At 43.7% G+C, this 17,967-nt stretch carries 10 protein-coding genes; 4 read left to right on the plus strand and 6 right to left on the minus strand.

Annotated elements, in window-relative coordinates; all coding sequences use genetic code 11:
* The first annotated feature begins 210 nt into the window (after positions 1-210).
* Positions 211-1,653 carry a pyridoxal phosphate-dependent decarboxylase family protein gene (locus AC3WS5_RS04065; protein ID WP_492465955.1) on the plus strand — a complete coding sequence of 481 codons (1,443 nt, stop codon included), beginning with the start codon at positions 211-213 and terminating at the stop codon, positions 1,651-1,653.
* Positions 1,654-1,724: 71 nt separating this feature from the next.
* Here AC3WS5_RS04065 and AC3WS5_RS04070 read toward each other — a convergent pair whose 3' ends face one another.
* The 6 genes from AC3WS5_RS04070 to AC3WS5_RS04095 form a co-directional block, all read right to left on the minus strand.
* Positions 1,725-3,188, minus strand: a complete 1,464-nt coding sequence (locus tag AC3WS5_RS04070; RefSeq protein WP_492465956.1) for a sulfatase family protein — start codon at positions 3,186-3,188, stop codon at positions 1,725-1,727.
* Positions 3,189-3,260: 72 nt separating this feature from the next.
* Positions 3,261-4,817 (minus strand): sulfatase family protein, encoded by a 1,557-nt coding sequence (locus AC3WS5_RS04075; RefSeq protein ID WP_492465957.1) that lies wholly within the window; start codon positions 4,815-4,817, stop codon positions 3,261-3,263.
* A 21-nt stretch (positions 4,818-4,838) separates the two neighbouring features.
* Complete coding sequence (locus AC3WS5_RS04080; protein ID WP_492465959.1) at positions 4,839-6,320, minus strand: RagB/SusD family nutrient uptake outer membrane protein; 1,482 nt, start codon at positions 6,318-6,320, stop codon at positions 4,839-4,841.
* Positions 6,321-6,337: 17 nt separating this feature from the next.
* A complete protein-coding gene (locus AC3WS5_RS04085; protein WP_492465960.1) occupies positions 6,338-9,676 on the minus strand; it encodes a TonB-dependent receptor in 3,339 nt (1,112 codons plus the stop codon).
* Between the two features lie 222 nt (positions 9,677-9,898).
* Positions 9,899-11,005, minus strand: a complete 1,107-nt coding sequence (locus AC3WS5_RS04090) for a FecR family protein (RefSeq protein WP_492465961.1) — start codon at positions 11,003-11,005, stop codon at positions 9,899-9,901.
* 72 nt (positions 11,006-11,077) lie between these two features.
* Complete coding sequence (locus AC3WS5_RS04095; protein WP_492465962.1) at positions 11,078-11,635, minus strand: RNA polymerase sigma factor; 558 nt, start codon at positions 11,633-11,635, stop codon at positions 11,078-11,080.
* A 940-nt stretch (positions 11,636-12,575) separates the two neighbouring features.
* Between AC3WS5_RS04095 and AC3WS5_RS04100 the strand changes: the two genes are divergently transcribed.
* The 3 genes from AC3WS5_RS04100 (at position 12,576) to AC3WS5_RS04110 (ending at position 17,949) form a co-directional block, all read left to right on the plus strand.
* On the plus strand, positions 12,576-13,139 hold the full coding sequence (locus AC3WS5_RS04100; protein ID WP_492465963.1) for an RNA polymerase sigma factor: 564 nt from the start codon (positions 12,576-12,578) through the stop codon (positions 13,137-13,139).
* A gap of 75 nt (positions 13,140-13,214) precedes the next feature.
* A complete protein-coding gene (locus AC3WS5_RS04105; RefSeq protein WP_492465964.1) occupies positions 13,215-14,381 on the plus strand; it encodes a FecR family protein in 1,167 nt (388 codons plus the stop codon).
* A 139-nt stretch (positions 14,382-14,520) separates the two neighbouring features.
* The gene (locus AC3WS5_RS04110; protein WP_492465965.1) at positions 14,521-17,949 is read left to right on the plus strand and encodes a TonB-dependent receptor; all 3,429 of its coding nucleotides are present in this window, start codon (positions 14,521-14,523) and stop codon (positions 17,947-17,949) included.
* The last annotated feature ends 18 nt before the right edge of the window (positions 17,950-17,967 follow it).

Consider the following 17,967-nt stretch of genomic DNA (forward strand, 5'->3'; position numbering starts at 1 on the left):
GTTACATGGGTTTCCTCCAACAACAGGTCGGTTAGTTGGTTACGGTCAGCCTAGACTGACAACGAACAATTGAAATAAAAAAATATCAACACTGATAATGTAGTAATAGAATGAAAGTACGATTAGATTTATCAAAAGCCGGAACAGGATCGCCATTACCTTACAGACACATTTGGATTGATTTTCCCGATAATGAACAGGTAAACTTAAATGAAGTCAGAAGAAATAATCAATAAACTCGCGCAGCTCAATATCTCGAGCAGCGAGTTGGATATGCCCGAATCGCAACGGTTGGACATGATGAATCAGGTTGCTCAATACACAAATTCATTCATCAATGGATTGAGCAAAATAAAAGGGTTTAACGGAAAAGAGATCGGGAGTGTCGCGATCGGGGATAAAAAATCGCCTCTCTCCGAAGTTTTAAACCTGTATCAAAAAGAAGTGGCAGAATCAGGCATTAATGCTGCTTCTCCCAAACATCTCGGCTATATTCCGGGCGGGGGCGTTTTTACAGCAGCGCTTGCCGATTTTATTGCGGCCGTGACGAACCCATATGCAAGCGTTTATTATGCCTCTCCCGGGGCAGCCGCGATCGAAAATGAAGTGATAAATTGGTTGAAATTTGTTTTTTCGTTTCCCAAAAATTCCGTTGGTTGCTTGTCCTCGGGAGGCTCAATATCTACGCTAATTGCTTTTACAGCGGCAAGGGATAAATACAAAATTAAAAATGAGATCATTCAGAAAAGTGTCGTTTACCTAAGTGAACAGGTCCATCATTCAACCCAGAAAGCACTCCGCATTATTGGCCTGGAAGACGTGATACTAAGGCAAGTTCCCGTAGATAGCAATCACAGAATTATACCTGCAGCTTTAGAGCAGTTAATCAAAGAAGATACGGCCAATCAGTTGAATCCTTTTTTAATTGTTGCCACAGCGGGCACGACTGATACGGGTACCATTGACCCATTGGATGAAATAGCCGATATAGCCGAGCAGCATAAATTATGGTATCATATCGATGGCGCTTATGGTGGTTTCTTTATCCTGACTTCAAAGCGAGATTTGTTCAAAGGGATAGAGAGGGCCGATTCTTTGATAGTTGATCCTCATAAAGGGTTGTTTCTGCCTTATGGAGTGGGTGCGGTTTTGGTTAAAGATGCCAACGCCGTTCTTCATTCGAATTATTATACGGCCAGTTATATGCAGGACGGATACAACGAAGAGCTGCTGAACAGCCCTGCCAATTTATCTCCCGAGCTCACCAAACATTTCAGAGGACTTCGCGTGTGGCTGCCCTTGCAATTGCACGGTATTGAACCGTTTATTTCCTGCCTGGAGGAAAAATTACTGCTTGTTCTTTACTTTAGAAACAAACTCAGCGAACTAGGTTTTCGTTTGGGTCCTGAGCCTGATTTATCGGTCAGTTATTTTTGGTATCCATTTGAAACAGATACGGACAAACAAAACCGGCAATTGATGGATGAAATCCACAAAGACGGCTCGGTCTATTTAAGTTCCTCGATCATTGATAATCGGTTCGTCATCCGAATCGCCATTTTAGCATTTCGGACCAAAAAAGAAACAATCGATGAAGCCGTTGACATGATTAGTCGTTGCCTGGGGGAGGTAATGCGAGAGAATAGAAAGTGAAGAAATAGTTCTACGCTCAGAATGTATAGCAATGTAGATTCAAATTCTGTTTGTGGTCGTGCTTTTAATGTTTATCTGTCTATTTTCCCAGGGGGCCTTCTGTTCTTTCCAGGTCTGTTTGTAAGGTCGTCTCCCAGGTCTTCCCTTGCCTGTTCGGCTAGTTCCAGTAAAGTTCTCACGATATCTGGCCGTTGTTTTTTAACATCATACTGTTCCCCTGGATCTCTCCTTAAGTCAAACAGTGCCATATCGGTTGTGTCCTTATGGGTTAATCCGGGGAAGCCATCCTGACCTGGTAATTCACGCTCATATGATTGAAAGCTATGGGCAAAAACCAATTTCCAGTTTTCCTGACGTACTCCTTCTAAGCTGTTTGTTTTAAAATAATAAAATAGGTGATCTCTGGGGTTGGCATCAAAGTCTCCCTTGAGTAAGGGTAGTATATTTACGCCATCAATTTTATTTTTTGGTAGTGGGGCCCCCGCTATTGCGATGATAGTCGGGAGAAGATCAATATTACTGGCGAGTTGATTGCACACCGTCCCAGAAGGCACGACTTTGGGCCATTTCACGATCGCGGGTACTTTATGCCCCCCATCCCAAGAAGTGGCCTTTCCTTCACGGAGCCCTCCCGCTGAACCTGCATGATTTCCAAATGAGAGCCAGGGGCCATTATCACTTGTGAAAATGAAGACGGTATTATTTTCTATTCCGTTTTGTTTTAGTGCATTTATCAGTTGTTCTACAGACCAGTCAACCTCCATCATCACGTCTCCAAACAATCCTTGCTTGCTCTTCCCCCTAAATTTATCTGATACTGCTAGAGGTACGTGTACCATTGAGGGAGCCAGGTAGAGGAAAAACGGACGGTTTTTATTCTCATTGATAAAATGAATTGCTTCATTAGTGAACATGGTGGTCAGCTCATCCTGATCCTTCAGTGTGCGCAAGTGGCGGATAACAGAGTTCCCTCTGATTAATGGGAGAGGGGGTTTTGAGAATTTTCTCAAATTTGTTGAATCTGCCGGTTTGCCATCATAATTTACCGGCCACATGTCGTTAGAGTATGGCAACCCCAGGAATTCATCAAACCCATGTTGAAGGGGTAGAAACTTTTGATCGTCACCTAAATGCCATTTCCCAATTATTGCTGTCCTGTAGTTTACGGCCTTTAGAAGGGCAGCTATTGTTTGTTCGTTATCGCTAATTCCTACAGGTGATAACGGCCCCAAAGCCCCGGATATGCCGATGCGGTTTGGATAGCAGCCAGTCAGCAACCCTGCCCTGGATGCGGAGCAAATAGGTTGTACGGCATAGAAGTTCGTAAATCGCATACCTTCATTTGCGAGTTTTTCAATATGAGGAGTATTATATCCGGTCCCGCCATAGGATACCAGGTCCCCGTATCCCATGTCATCCATGTTCATAATAATAATATTTGGTCGGTTTGTGCGATCCAATTTGTGTTGGGCTGGTAGGTGTTTTGGGGATACACCCACCAGTAATACAATGAGAATGATCAATTTCCATTTCATATCCTACTTTTACCGTTTATGTCAAATGATAGTAGTGGGTCCGCGATCGGGATAATAATGTTCTTTAATTCGTTACTTTTTTTTAAGCTGATTCTTTAAATCTACTGATTTAAAATAAGAAGGAAACTCAGCCGTTCCCGACCCATATTCATTCCGGAGATTCAGTTGTTTTCCAGCATCGGGGAACAAGGGGATGTACATTCCGTGTGTTTCTTTCATGATTTTAAATAATTCCGCGTTCATCTTTTTTACAACATCCTGATGATCTGTACTTCTAATCAGGTTCTTAATTTCAAGCGGGTCATTTTGCAAATCATATAATTCATCGGTATCCCAAATCCCGTTGTAATGAATGTATTTATAACGGTCCCCGCGCAATGCATGCATGGTGGGCGTCTGGGGAAAGTTTCTCTCCCAATAATACTCGTATAGAAGTCCCGTGCGCCAGCTTGATGGCCTTGTCCCTTCCAATTGAGGAAGGAAGTTGAGTCCATCCATATATGAAGGAGCACGCAATCCGGCTGCTGCAAGTAAAGTAGGAGCAATGTCAATATTTGCCACGACATCTTCCACAACGGTCCCAGGTTTTATCAAACCAGGGCAATAGGCAAGCATGGGCACGCGCATTGATGCTTCATAGGCGGTGCGCTTATCGATTAGCCCGTGTTCACCAAATTGAAATCCATTGTCCCCCATATAAATAATCAGCGTGCTCTCAAGAAGTCCTTGTTCTTTAAGGTATTGAATTACGGTGCCGATTGATTCGTCAACACTGTGGAGAGTCTCAGCATAACGTTTATAATATGCACCTATATCCAGGCTACTGTGGTAGGGAAATTCGACTCCATGCCAGGAATTTCGCTGATTTCGCAGCCATAAAGGAGCTCCTTCATGGACGCTGACTTCAAGATTTGCCGGCGGTGAAAAAGAGTATTGGGCCGCTTTCCCGCTGTCACGGGCTGCCGGGACAAAATCTGCATGTACACCTTTGTGAGATAGATACAGCATGAATGGCTTGTCCTTTTTTCTGGTACGGAGAAAGTCCAGGGCGTAGTCGGTAAGTTCATCGGTAATATATCCTTTTTGGGGTACGTGTTTCCCATTAACATTTAATCCATTTTTGGTAGGCAGATAGCTTCCCTGACCTTTGAATGAAACCCAATAATCAAAACCTCTTTGCGGATCGTCATGCTCCCCACCCATGTGCCATTTTCCAATCATTGCAGTTTGATATCCAGCAGCCTGAAGGTATTGGGGATAAAAAATGATATTCTCAGATACCGGGTTGTTATTGTCGACCACTTTATGTTTATGCGCATATAATCCGGTAAGAATTGATGCTCGTGACGGGGAACAAAGGGACGTCGTTACAAAAGCATTTTTTAGGTAAGCTCCTTGGCTGGCCATTTTGTCCATATTGGGCGTCTTGATAAACTCTTGAGACTTCAGAAAACTCATGGCATCATACCTGTGGTCATCTGACAGGATAAATATGATGTTTCTAGGGCGCTCATTTCCTTCTTTCGCTAATTTAAGGGAGCCATCCTTTTGTCGGACTACGGCGTCCTGTGCTTGGAGAAATTGCAGATTGAGCATTATTATAGCAAACAGGAAAATTGACTTTTTCATATTCAATTGTTTTCAGATTATTTAATATCCGGGATTTTGTATAAGGAGCTTATTGATATCTATTTCTCTTTGTGGAATAGGGTAGAGTGACTGATACTCCCGGACATTTGCGGTTATTTCAGTCTTATTTTTTTCTGCCAGCCTGGCTTCTGTTTCGCCATGTGCCTTCATCGTCTCTACTAAGCGATTGGTGCGGACAAGGTCAAACCAGCGCTGTCCTTCATTTGCAAACTCCAGTCTCCGTTCGAGGTAAACTTTCTCCCTCAGTTGAGACTGAGCCAGGTTGATATAATTGTTTGATGAATTACCGAAGGCTCGTTCCCTGACTCTATTTAAATATATGAGTCCGTCTTCTGTTTTCCCGGTTTCATTGAGTGCTTCGGCATACATTAATAGTGCGTCCGAATACCGCAATACGTGGACATTTAATGCACAATTTGCGATAACAGTTTGTCCATCTTCCCAATACTTTCCGAAAAGTGGTATTGAGGACCTGTATGTTTTGTCTTTAGTGAAACTATAAAAGTCCTGTTTGAAAGTAACAGCCTTTCGTTTGTCTTCATTGGCATATTGTGTGACGAGCTCTATCGTTGGAATATCAGCCTCATTACTTCCCACATATCCTGGTAATCCACCTCCCGGCAGAGAATATTTTGGTCCCTGAAGTCCCATTTGGCCATTGGATACTCCCGGCGGGCCAGACATCTGCACAGAAAAAACCATTTCCTTTCCATTTTTAGTAGCAACCCTCCAATTGTCTTTAAACTCCTGGTGCAGGCCATACCCGTAGGATGCTTCATTTTTGACAACCTCGGACAACTTTTCTACACATTTTTGGAAATCGTGACGAGTAAGATACACTTTTCCCAGCAGAATTTTTGCTGCTCCTGAGGTGGCCCTCCCAGTGTTTTTACTGTCATAAGTTTTGGGCAATTTGGACTCAGCGAATTGAAGATCTTTGATAATCTGGTTATACACTTCTTCTTTTGGCGATCTGGGGATTAAAGCATCTTTCAATGTTTCTAACTTTAAGATTAAGGGAACGTCGCCATAGAATCGTACGAGGTTAAAGTAGTATAAGGCTCGCAAGAATGAAGCCTCCCCAAGTAGCCGATCTTTAAGAGTTTCATCCATATTTATTTTGCCAATATTATTGATGGCGCTGTTCGCTCGCTGTATACCTGAATAATTCAGGGACCACATATCTCTTATGAATGTATTTTCTGTTGAATACCGCAGGTATTCCAGGTCCTGTAAAAACTGGTTTGGCATCCCGAGGCCATTTTTTTCGTCATCTGTGGGCAAATCGTTCAACAGGATTATGTTGCGCTGATAGATGCTGTAAAGTTGATTGTAACCTGCATCCACCGAGGCTTGTGCGTCTTTCGCACTACTATAAAAATTTGCGATTACGAACTGATCCTCGGGGGTTTCCTTTAGAAATCCGGACTTTTGACATCCGGTAAACAAAAGGAGGAGGGATATTGTATAAACTATTCTCATAGACTATTTTTTAAGATTTAACGAATTCCAAGATTTAACCCGATCATGAATGTTCTCGCTTGGGGGTAGCCTCCAAAATCTTCTCCAATTTCTAGGTTTGTCGCTCCCCGGTAACTGACCTCAGGGTCATATCCCGAGTAACGAGTCGCTGTCAAGAGGTTCTGTCCCGTAACGTATACTTTGAGGTTTCTGATGCCTTTCAGAGGCGGACGTTGAAACTGGTAGGACAAGGTAACTGTCTTCAACTTCAAAAACGAACCATCCTCTATAAATTGACTGCTGAAAACGGCAGACCGATTTGTGGTCGCTTTGGAGTAAGTGTTGCTTGGGTTTTGCGGAGTCCAGCGATTTACCAGGTCGGCATATACATTTGAACCTCCGGTAGGCAACCCCAGCTCTATCGCGTTGTAGTTTAGCAGATCATTCCCGTAAGAGTACAGCAGAAACACATTGAGTTCAACGCCTTTATAAGAGAACGTATTTGAAAGGCCACCGTAAAATTTCGGATTGGGGTCGCCGATTACCGTGCGATCGTGACTGGCATCTACGGTGCCATCAGGAACCCCTTTGGGTCCGCTGAGGTCCTTGTATCTCTTACCCCCTATATAATTCGTGAAGCTTTTGGGCCCGGCCGTCAACTCCTCCTGATTTTGGAATATCCCGTCGAATACGTAGCCGTAGAAGATGCCAATTGGTTTATTTACGATTAGCCGGTGCACGGAACCAGTTTTTAAGTGACCGTCGCCTGATCCCACATCCTTATAGGATTCGCCACCCAGTTCCAATACCCGGTTTCTATTAAAGGAAATATTGAAGGATGTATTCCACTTAAATTCTTGATTGATATTAGCCGATTCTATGCCTAATTCGAATCCCTTATTTTCTACGCTTCCTATATTCTGAAGTGAAGTTGCAAATCCCGAAACATAGGGCACGGCGACACTATAAATCAGGTTCGTGGTTTTCTTATAATAATAATCGACATTAAAATTAAGCCGGTTATCGAAAAAGCCGATATCGAGTCCCGCATCGTACTGCCCCGTTCGTTCCCATTTCAGATCAGGGTTTGGAATTCTATTTGGATAGAAGCCCGATACCAGCGCTCCCCCGATTGTGTAATTGACTGAGCCCAATGTAGGGAGCGAAGTGTACATGCCAATTTCTTGATTTCCGGTTACTCCATATCCGAGCCGCATTTTCAGGTTAGAAAACACATTCAGATCTCTAATAAAATCTTCTTCACCAGCTCTCCATGCCAGGGCGCCGGAAGGGAAAAAGGCGAATTTATTTTTTTCGCCAAAACGGGAAGATCCGTCATAGCGACCGCTTAATGTAACGAGGTATTTATCCCGATAACCATAATTGATTCGCCCCAGGTAGGACATGATGCTCCATCTTGTTATCCCTGAGCCAGGCTTGCCGAAAATGGCGCCGCTTTCCAAAGAATTGTAACCAAGTACATCATTTACAAAGCTTGAAGATGACGCAGACAATAGCTCTTGTTTATTCTCTTGAAATGTTGCTCCGGCCAGAATGTTTAATCGGTGACTGTTGAACTCTTTTGAATAGGTGAGCGTGTTCTCATTGAGCCAGTTTGTATACATCACATCTGAAATAGAGCCGTCAGCTACACCGCTGCTTTGGTAGATATTCGACGGGACGTAAGTTCCCGCTTTGTTCATAAAGTAATCAAGACCCAAAAGTACTTTAGCCTTCAAATCCTTTACAATTTCGAGTTCGCCTGAAATATCACCCAGGACCCTTGTAGTATTGTTTTTCTGTTTCCGTTCCCTGGCTGTCGCCACGGGATTTGGATACAGTGCTCCGGGAACATTGACCGGCGTATAGATCTTAAGATCTTCATTTGAATACACGGGTAAAATGGGGTTGAACTTCAGGGCGCCGGTTGGTATACCACCTTCTCCTCCCACATCGGTTTGTGCCATATTGGCAATATTCCGACTAAAACTTAAATGATTTGAAACCTTAAATTTTTCTGTCATCTTTCTTGTAAAATTCAGTCGGCCCGAATAGCGACTCATTCCTGAGTTGATAATTATTCCCTGCTGATCCAGGTAACTCAGGGAAGAAGCATAGGTTGTTTTAGCATCACCGCCCGAAAAACTGAGTTGATAACTTTGCATGGGTGCTCTGCGATAGACTTCGTCCTGCCAATCGGTTCCCTTTCCGCCATTCGGTATCTTTGAAATAAACTCCTCGCTATACGGCGCTGTAAGTTTATCGTTCGTGTAGGCTTCATTTACCAGCCGGGCATATTCTGAGCCATTCATTACTTTTATCTTTTTAACGATTGATTGTACGCCGTAATAACTGTCAAAGGCAATCACATCATTCCCGGATTTTCCAGACTTCGTAGTTACCAATACTACGCCGTTCGCGGCCCGTGAACCATAAATAGCAGTAGCTGATGCATCTTTCAGCACCTCGATGCTTTCAATGTCATTTGGATTTATGGTCGCCAATGCACTCATTTTCACTTTACCGCCGGTTTCACCAAATCCCTGGCCGCTATACACTGGCACGCCGTCTATGACATAAAGTGGCTCATTGCCTCCTTGCAATGAACTGGCACCCCGAATTCTGATTGAAGCGGTGGCGCCCGGCATTCCTGAAGTTTGTGTAACTAATACTCCGGCTGCTCTGCCAACCAGACCCTGATCAATTGAAGAAACGGGAGTTTGCTGAATTGCCCCTGTCTTTACAGAGACGATTGCGCCGGTAAGATCCTTGCGGCGCTGGGTCCCGTAGCCCACTACAACCACGTCGCCCAGGCCGGCAACATCCTCTTCCAACACGACTTCCACAATGCCTTTCCCGCTTGCCTCCACTCGCATTTTCTGGTAGCCGATGCTCGAAATTTCAAGAACAACATTTGAATTATCGGGTAGTGTTAAGCTAAACCGCCCTTCATTATCCGTAGACGTGCCAATCTTGGTACCCACCACTAAAACAGTAGCACCCTGTACAGGTTTCCCTTGTTTATTTTGGACTCGTCCCCTTATAACCGTGCTCAAATCTGCGGACAGAATCTCGGTCGGTTTTGAGAGAGGATGTTCTCCGCGTCTAGCTTCGCGAATAACAATAGTGTTTTTTATAATGGCATACGTTAGCTCATTGGGCGCTAAACAAGCATCGAGAACCTGGTCGATGCTTGCGCGTTTTACGGAGATGCTTACCGGCGCCGTCTTGTCCAGTACAGTTTTATCATAGAAGAAAAGGTAACCTGTCTGTTTCTCCAGCATACTGAACAACTGGCTTAAATGGACGGTCTTTTCTTCAATTGTAACTCTTTGTGCATAGCCACTGTTCGCATTGACCTGTAAGGTGAATAGCAAAATGACTAAGACAGTTAGCGGGGACGTTAAGCAAATTTTGATTTTTGTAAAAAGCAATCCTCTTCTAAACTTAAAATAAAAATTTAAGATCATAGTAGTCCTGATTTATAGTTATGGAAAAAACTTATTGAAACCAATATTTCCGGATGCTAATTCATCACGTGTTGCACGAACGCAAAATCAAAAAGAACCGGAAGTGCTTTTTAAAATCAGTTTGACAGTTTAGTTTACCACGATAACCTTCCCTTGAATCGTAAACTTTAGCCCGCTCCCTATTTCAAGAATTTTCAATACCTCAGACAATTCCGCATCCCTGCTGATCTTCCCCTTGAATGAATGCCCGGTAACCTTACCCGCATACTCAAACGTTACGTCATACCAATTGGCCACTTCGTTAATAATCGAGGTGATTTCGACTCCGTCAAACTGAAATAGTCCATTTTTCCAGGCCGTTACGGCATCTGTATCCACTTCGGAAATATCGATTCTGTTGTGAGATTCATTAAATATTGCCTGGTTTCCAGGAACAAGAAGGCGGGACTTCCCCTTCGCGGTTATTACCACGCTCCCTTCAACCAAGCTCGTTTTTATGACCTTCCCGATATTGTAAGCATCTACATTAAAACGTGTGCCTAAGACTTTGATTTCTATGCCGCCAGCTTCCACAATAAAGGGTCGCCGCGCGTCATGGGTAACCTCAAAATATGCCTCCCCTAAGACGCTGACTCTGCGAACCTCCGCTGACATGCGAATCGGGAATCGAATTGATGATCCCGCATTTAGCCACACGTGTGTTCCATCCGCGAGTACTAACTCTTGTTTTTGCTTGAATGTCGTTGAGATACTAGCCTCCTTGTCCATGACAGGCTCAACAGTAATAACATCACCTCGTTTTATAAACCCTTCGACAAATTTCCCGTCATTGATTGCATCTAAGGAAATTGACGTCCCATCTGATATCTGGAGCATACTACCCGGCTTGCGCGTATTCTTAACTGCCGCAATTTTTGTAGGTAGAGGCTTTGAAACACCCTCATTTCTTTGGATCCAGGGACCAATTAAAAAAAAGATGAAAGATGCAGCAGCAATCCACCTAACAGCGCGCCTTCTTAATCTAAAAACCCGGGGGTTGATTTGTTGCTTCATGCTTAGGTCAATCCTTTCCTTTATGCGCTTTTTTAGCGCTTCCTCACTTGTCCCCACGAGTACGTCTTCCTCCTCCTCTCTTATTTGGCTGTCATACCAAGCGTGCAATTGCATTTCTTCCTCAGGAGGAGCAGCCCCTCTTAAAAAATAGAATGCAATCGTTTTGAGAGTTTCTAATGTCAAAGCTGTGCCTTTGTTATAATAAGAGTCCTGTGACTAAGAAAATCCCTTAGTTCCCTCAAAAGATTTTTTGGGTTACAAAAAAAGTATTGTGTTTAGCTGTTGCCCCAACTTACCCCTGATCACCTTTAGTGCTTTCGTCAGGTGCGCCTCGACAGTTTTCGGGCTCATTTGAAGGAGCCGGGCGACATCGGTTACAGAATGGTCGAGCAATTTATTGTAAGTAAATACGAGCCTGCATTTCTCGGGAAGATGGTTAGCAAATTTTCCTATCAAATCAAGTAATAACTTCTGGTCCATCGATTCATACTCATTCGAAATAATCTCTGTTCCATTTAATTTTTTAGTTGACTCCTTCGACATTTTTGCCAGCTGTCTATATACCGCATAGCGGGTCATTGCGGCCAGGTACAAATGCAGTGTTTCAACGCGAATATCCGCTCTCTTCGCCCAAAGATTTAGAAAAACGTCCTGGACGGTATCTTCGGCAAGCTCGGTTGTTCCTAAAAGTTTGAACGCCAAATAATACAATTGCTTCCAAAAGCGATTGTAGATTTCTGAGAACGCCTTATGATCACTTTCTCTTAAAAGCGACACTAGGGCTTCATTCTCAAATTTTTCATATGTAGTCATCGAAAGTTTTAAGTTAAGCAATTTCTACGTCATATACAAGGGGAAACGAGATATAAAGTGAAATTGTATCTGTATAACGGGTTCAAAATTTTAATATTTATTTTACAGATGGATATAATCCAATGGGAAAAGAGTTGATTGCAATAAATGTTCCTTTTTCTTATTAAAGATCGCTATGTAGAACAAAGTAATGTAATATTTTACAAAAAAGCAAGACAGGTAACAAAGTAACCCAATGTCAATGCTTACAGCCATTCCGCCTGCGCTTATTTTGGAAAATTCTGATGGGGAGCGTTTTCTGACAAGGTTATCAATGAACAGATTAGTAAAGTGTTGAAGGTGGGAATGCGGGCGAAAAGCTTTGGCGAATTTGTCATCCGAATCGCCATTTTTGCATTCCGCACCAAAAAAGAAACAATCGATGAAGCGGTTGAAATGATTAGGCGTTGCCTGGGGAGGGTATTGCGAGGTTATGAGAAATAGGATTGCATTGGAAATGTGCTATATCTTAGAATTCGAACAAGCATCCTCCTGATTTCGGGAACATGGTCTTGTTGAGACTTACTTTCAAATTGACTATTGTCCGACTACGTTACAAAAACTAGGACAGTTCTTGAGCTGCCCGAAATAGTTGAGTTCGAGTTACCACAATTAAACAAAAACGATGATTGAAGTAATTAGGGGATATATCGGACACCCGATCTTATCACTGATATTACATTTGAAAAGCAGCTCTTTGATAAATAAAATCAACAGGAAGTACAGGGTGTCCTCAGCTTTTGCAATATAAAAAAATATGGGATACTCCCCATGAATTTGAAACGGGGAATTTTACGCCTCTACATTTTTGCGAGCAACGGTTACAGCGATTTTTAACCCAATTTTAGTCGACAACAATGATATTTTATATATTTGTCTGAATGCAATTTAATCTTTGTCCATGACTGAACTAAGCGATAAACAACTTTTGTTGCTGGTGAAACAGCATGATCGAATTGCTTTTGATCAGTTGTATAACCGATATTGGTTGTCGCTGTTTAATAAGGCGTACAAGCGATTGCGTGATCGGGAAGCCTGCTGTGATATTCTTCAGGACATCTTTACGGACCTATGGAGCAAGCGGGATGTCCGGAATATTGATAATCTTGCAGCTTATCTGAATACAGCAGTGAGAAACAAGGTCTATAGCTTGATATCCCGGGGCCGGGCGGTGAGCTATTTTGTTCAGCCTTTTGAAGAAATAGCGGGCGCTGTTGGTGCAGACAGCAGCTTGAACCAAAAGGAGGTCGGCAAACTGGTCGGACTTTGGATGGAAAATCTCCCGGAAAAAAGACGAGAAATTTTTCAGCTTCGTTTTTACGAGGGGGCTTCCACTAAACAGATCAGTGAACACCTGAATATTTCGCAGAAAACCGTGCAAAATCAATTATTGCTGGCCTTTAGTGATTTGCGTCGGCATTTGGCCCATTACATCGCTGCATTATTATTCGTCGTTTTAAAATAGCGCGAGGTAAAATTTTTTTCAATTTCTTTGGGAGATTTTCCTTTTTGAGAGACATATAGGTATAAAGCCGTGTGAATGTCTGAACAAGTAAAGGAATATCTGCAGCAACTAGCTACAAAGGTACTTGCCGGAGAAGCTTCTGAGGAAGAGCAACTTTTCCTGGAGGAATACTTTAATGTTTTTGATAAAGAATCAGGAATAGAAAATGAGATAACGGAGGCGGAGCTGACTAACTTGCAGCAAGTAGTATTGGAAAGGATCCATAATGATATAAAGAGACGCAAAATGCCCCGGCGATTGGCTGTTGGCGTTTGGCGCAGGCTGGCGGTGGCAGCGTTGCTGTTGCTTATAGCCGGTGCTGCAGTATTATTGTTAACTTCTAAGGAACATCAGCGAAATTTTGCCCTGATGCCCCGTGACGGAAAGGAAATACTGCCCGGTGGCAATAAGGCCACCCTTACGCTTGGTGATGGGTCTACCATTCTTTTGGACAAAATGAAGGCAGATTCCCTGGTGAAACAGGGTGGCATACTGGTAACCAAGAGCTCCGATGGTTTGCTGGTTTATTCGGTAAAAAGTGAGGGAGGGGCTGCAGATGCTGTTGCTTATAACACCATTACCACTCCCCGTGGCGGGCAGTATCAGGTCGTGTTGCCAGACGGCACCCGGGCCTGGCTGAATGCTGCTTCTTCCATTCATTTTCCGACGCGTTTTGAACAAAAACAACGAAGTGTATCCATCACTGGTGAGGTTTATTTTGAGGTTGCCCATAATGCAACGCAGCCTTTTGTGGTTACGGCCGGCGAAACCAGGATTCAGGTGCTGGGTACACATTTTAATGTAATGGCTTATCCCAACGAGGATGCGCTCAAAACCACACTGGCAGAGGGATCGATTAAAATTACAAACGCCGGAAGCAGTGCAGTTCTGCGGCCAGGACAACAGCTGCAGGCGAATGACCGGGAGTTTAAGGTGGTTGAAAATATAGACGTCGCAGCGGAGTTAGCTTGGAAGGACGGTTTATTCAATTTTAAAAATGCCGGCATTGAGGAAGTAATGAAGCAGGTGGAGCGCTGGTACAATGTGAATGTACAATACGTGGGAAATATTCCTGCTAAGCAATTTACGGGGATGATACCCCGTGCCGTAACGCTTTCTGAATTAATGGAGATGTTGAGTTTCTATGATGATGTGAAATGCGTCATCCATGGAAGCACCATTACAATTAAATCGGAGCAATGATGGCAACCTGATCTTTTAACCAAAAATATTGAACTATGGACTAGCCGTAAAAAAACCGGGAAGTGCTTGGACCCACTTCTCCGGTAATAAGGAGCTGTAAAACGATTAAAAATTTTAAACCCCTAATAATTGCAAAAGTATGATTTCTCAACAAAAAAGGAAGCGCCCGGCATCGCCGCGTGTTTCCTCCATCTTTCTTGCCATGAAATTGACAGTTTTTTTTCTGATGGCAGCTGTGCTGCAGACGAGTGCTGAAGGTTACGGTCAGCAATTAACGATCAACGAAAAAAATATTCCGGTAACGCGATTGCTGCAGATCATTGAAAAGCAGACTACGTATCATTTTTTGTATGATAATCTGCAGCTAAAGAATGTTCGGGTAGAGCGCATCAGCGTAAACAAGGTCAGCATTGCAGAAGCTCTCAACGAAGGCTTTAAAGGACTGCCCTTAAGTTATAAGATCGTAAAGAATACGATCGTAGTAAAGCGCAATAGAGAACCAGTAATACAGGAGCACCTGCGGGCAGCAGTGCCTATTGCGCCAATTGAAATTGTAATTCCCGGCAGGGTGGTCAATCCTCGGGGCGAGCCCCTGGAGAATGCCAGTGTAACGATAAAAGGCACGCAAACCGGTGTTGTTTCTGATGCAAATGGTGTGTTTACTATTGAAGTACCCGGTGCTGGAGCGGTGTTGGTGATTTCCCATATCGGGTATAACGATAAAGAGATCGTTGTCGGCAATCAGAAAAATATCGAAGTAGTACTGGATCCACTGCAAGCATCGATGGATGATGTGGTGGTTGTGGCTTTTGGTAAACAAAGGAAACTGTCAGTAACCGGTGCTATTACATCTATTTCAACTAAAGAAATCAAACAAAGCCCCGCGGCCAATCTTGCAGTTACCCTTGCGGGACGGTTACCCGGATTAACAGTGTTACAGCGGAGCGGCGAGCCGGGGCGGGATATTACTGCCCTCTTTTTAAGAGGGATTGGAACGCTGAATAGTACTTCCCCCATTATTTTAGTAGATGGGGTGGAGCGGGAAATGACTTATATTGATCCCAATGAAGTAGAGAATGTTACTATTTTAAAGGATGCTTCATCTACCGCTTTGTTTGGTGTGCGGGGTGCAAACGGGGTTATATTGGTTACCACAAAGAGGGGTGTTACCAGCAAACCCTCCATTGGACTAACGTATGAGTATGGTTTACAAGGTTTCACGCGGACGCCTTCCATGCTGAATTCCTATGATTGGGCGCGCTTAAAGAACGAAGCCTGGGCCAATGATAATCCGGGCGTTGATCCGAATGACCCCGTCAACCAGCCTCCTTATTCTGAATATGCATTAGACCGGTTTATGTACCAGGAATATCCGGAAGTATATCCGAATAATAACTGGCAGAAAAAGCTGTTTAATGATTACGTAGCACAAAAAAGGTACAACCTCAATTTGTCGGGTGGCAGTGAGTACGTCCAGTATTTTGTAAATGTCGGTTTTTTGGACCAGGGCGGTCAATGGAAAATTGATCCCAGCGTTAAGGACTATGATCCTTCCAGTTTTTTAAAGCGTTACAATTTCCGTTCTAATATTGATGCTAAATTAAATAAGGCGGGCACGCTTAGTACGTTCTTAAACGCAGCCGGTTATTTTGAGAAGGTAAATTCACCCAATGCTAATACTGATGAGATTTTCCGACGGACCTATTCTTTTTTCCCTGTCGTGTTGCCTGGCCCTTTAACACCCTCCGGTGAAGTGCTTATTGGTCCTGGAAATTACAATGAATCCCCCTGGGCGTTGATCAACCGAAGCGGGTATCGGCAGGAAACGAGGAATAATATTACTGCATCATGGGGGTTGAAGCAAGATTTTAGTTTTGTTACAAAAGGGCTTTCGGCCCGGTTTATGGCTTCGTTTGATACCCGCACGATCTATGCAATGACCGCTGGAAAAAACTACCAGCGCTGGATACAGGTCATCGATCCAAACACAGTGAATCATGAGGGAATGGACAGTGTGCAATATACCCGGGTACTGCTGGATGCGGAGAACACGCCGTTGAGTATCAGCAGCGGGTCCAGTTTTCAGTCATTCTTTAATTTTCAGTTTGCAGTGGACTATAATCGTGTATTCAAACAAAAGCATGCATTTACGGGATTATTATTGGCACAACAGGAAACAAGAGTACTGCCGAATGATCGTATTCCTTATAACCTGAGGGGCGTTTCGGCCCGGGCTTCTTATGCTTACGATAGCAAATACCTCCTGGAATTTAATGCAGGCTATAATGGGTCGGAGCAATTCGCAAAGGGCAAACGATACGGACTCTTTCCTACCATTTCGGGAGGCTGGGTAGTGTCGAACGAGGAATTTTTAAAATCCAGCGATCTGATTTCTTTACTAAAATTGAGAGCTTCCTATGGAAAAGTGGGCAGTGATCGTTTGGGCGGAAGGCGCTTCCTGTATCTGGATGATATACAGCGCGCTGGCGGTGGTGGTTTTAGTTCTTCGCTTGGACGTGGAGGGCTGATTGCAGAAAACTATATCGGCAATCCCAATATTCAATGGGAGGTTGCCAAGAAAGCGAACCTTGGCCTGGAATTGGGCTTTCTTCATAACGACCTTAGCCTAACGGTTGATCTGTTTAAAGAGCGAAGGGATAATATTTTGATCAGCCGGCAAACAATCCCGATGGTCTATGGGGTGGAGCCTGGCCGTATGGCGCCCGTAAACATGGGGATTGTAGACAACAAGGGATATGAGATCGAACTGAACTATAAAAAAGCCATCAACGGGGATTGGTCCTTTTTATCGAAACTGAACTTCAATTTTGCTCGTAACAAAGTACTGTTTTCGGATGAGCTGGAGCTGCCCGCGGACTATGCGTACCGGTACAGGCAAACGGGGTTTCGCTTAGGACAGGTATTTGGTTATAAACTACAGGGCGGATATTATAGCAGTTACGATGAGATCGCAAAGGAAGGATTAAATTATGTTGGGTATACGGTGAGGCCCGGTGATTTTAAATATGTGGATACGAATGGTGATAAGATCATTGATGAACGGGATATGGTGCCCATCGGGTATTCGGCTATTCCGGAATATACACTAGGCGCCGCCTTTAGCGTTACTTATAAGAATATCGATCTTTCTTTCTTATTCCAGGGTAACCTGAATGTCTCCCAGCCTCTGTCTGGTTATGGTACTATGAGCGCGTTGGATTTCAGAGAAAGGCATTTGCATGCCTGGACGCCGGAACGGGCGGCCAATGGAGAACAAATACTCTACCCCAGGCTAACGACCGGCAGTAGTTCCAGTGAGCGGGATTACAACGAGTTCTTTATTGAGAACAGGAGTTTTGTACGGTTAAAGAACGCCGAGATCGGGTACCGCCTGCCGGAAAAATGGGCTCATAAAATGGGCGGCAAGGAAGTGCGCATTTATGCGAACGGGTTTAATCTGATCACCTGGGATAAAATGCATACAAAAGATTTTGATCCCGAGATAAACTTTTCACTTAGTTATCCCGTGTACCGCGTATTTAATACGGGTGTGAACATAACATTTTGATAATCCTCTTACAGAAAA

Source organism: Niabella sp. CPT15-335-S11, from assembly GCF_058792415.1.

Bases quoted from the DNA above. Each gene is read 5' to 3' on its own strand.
- AC3WS5_RS04080 (WP_492465959.1), bottom strand. From the start codon at position 6,320: ATGAGAATAGTTTATACAATATCCCTCCTCCTTTTGTTTACCGGATGT.
- AC3WS5_RS04095 (WP_492465962.1), bottom strand. From the start codon at position 11,635: ATGACTACATATGAAAAATTTGAGAATGAAGCCCTAGTGTCGCTTTTA.
- AC3WS5_RS04065 (WP_492465955.1), top strand. From the start codon at position 211: ATGAAGTCAGAAGAAATAATCAATAAACTCGCGCAGCTCAATATCTCG.
- AC3WS5_RS04075 (WP_492465957.1), bottom strand. From the start codon at position 4,817: ATGAAAAAGTCAATTTTCCTGTTTGCTATAATAATGCTCAATCTGCAA.
- AC3WS5_RS04105 (WP_492465964.1), top strand. From the start codon at position 13,215: ATGTCTGAACAAGTAAAGGAATATCTGCAGCAACTAGCTACAAAGGTA.
- AC3WS5_RS04070 (WP_492465956.1), bottom strand. From the start codon at position 3,188: ATGAAATGGAAATTGATCATTCTCATTGTATTACTGGTGGGTGTATCC.
- AC3WS5_RS04110 (WP_492465965.1), top strand. From the start codon at position 14,521: ATGATTTCTCAACAAAAAAGGAAGCGCCCGGCATCGCCGCGTGTTTCC.
- AC3WS5_RS04100 (WP_492465963.1), top strand. From the start codon at position 12,576: ATGACTGAACTAAGCGATAAACAACTTTTGTTGCTGGTGAAACAGCAT.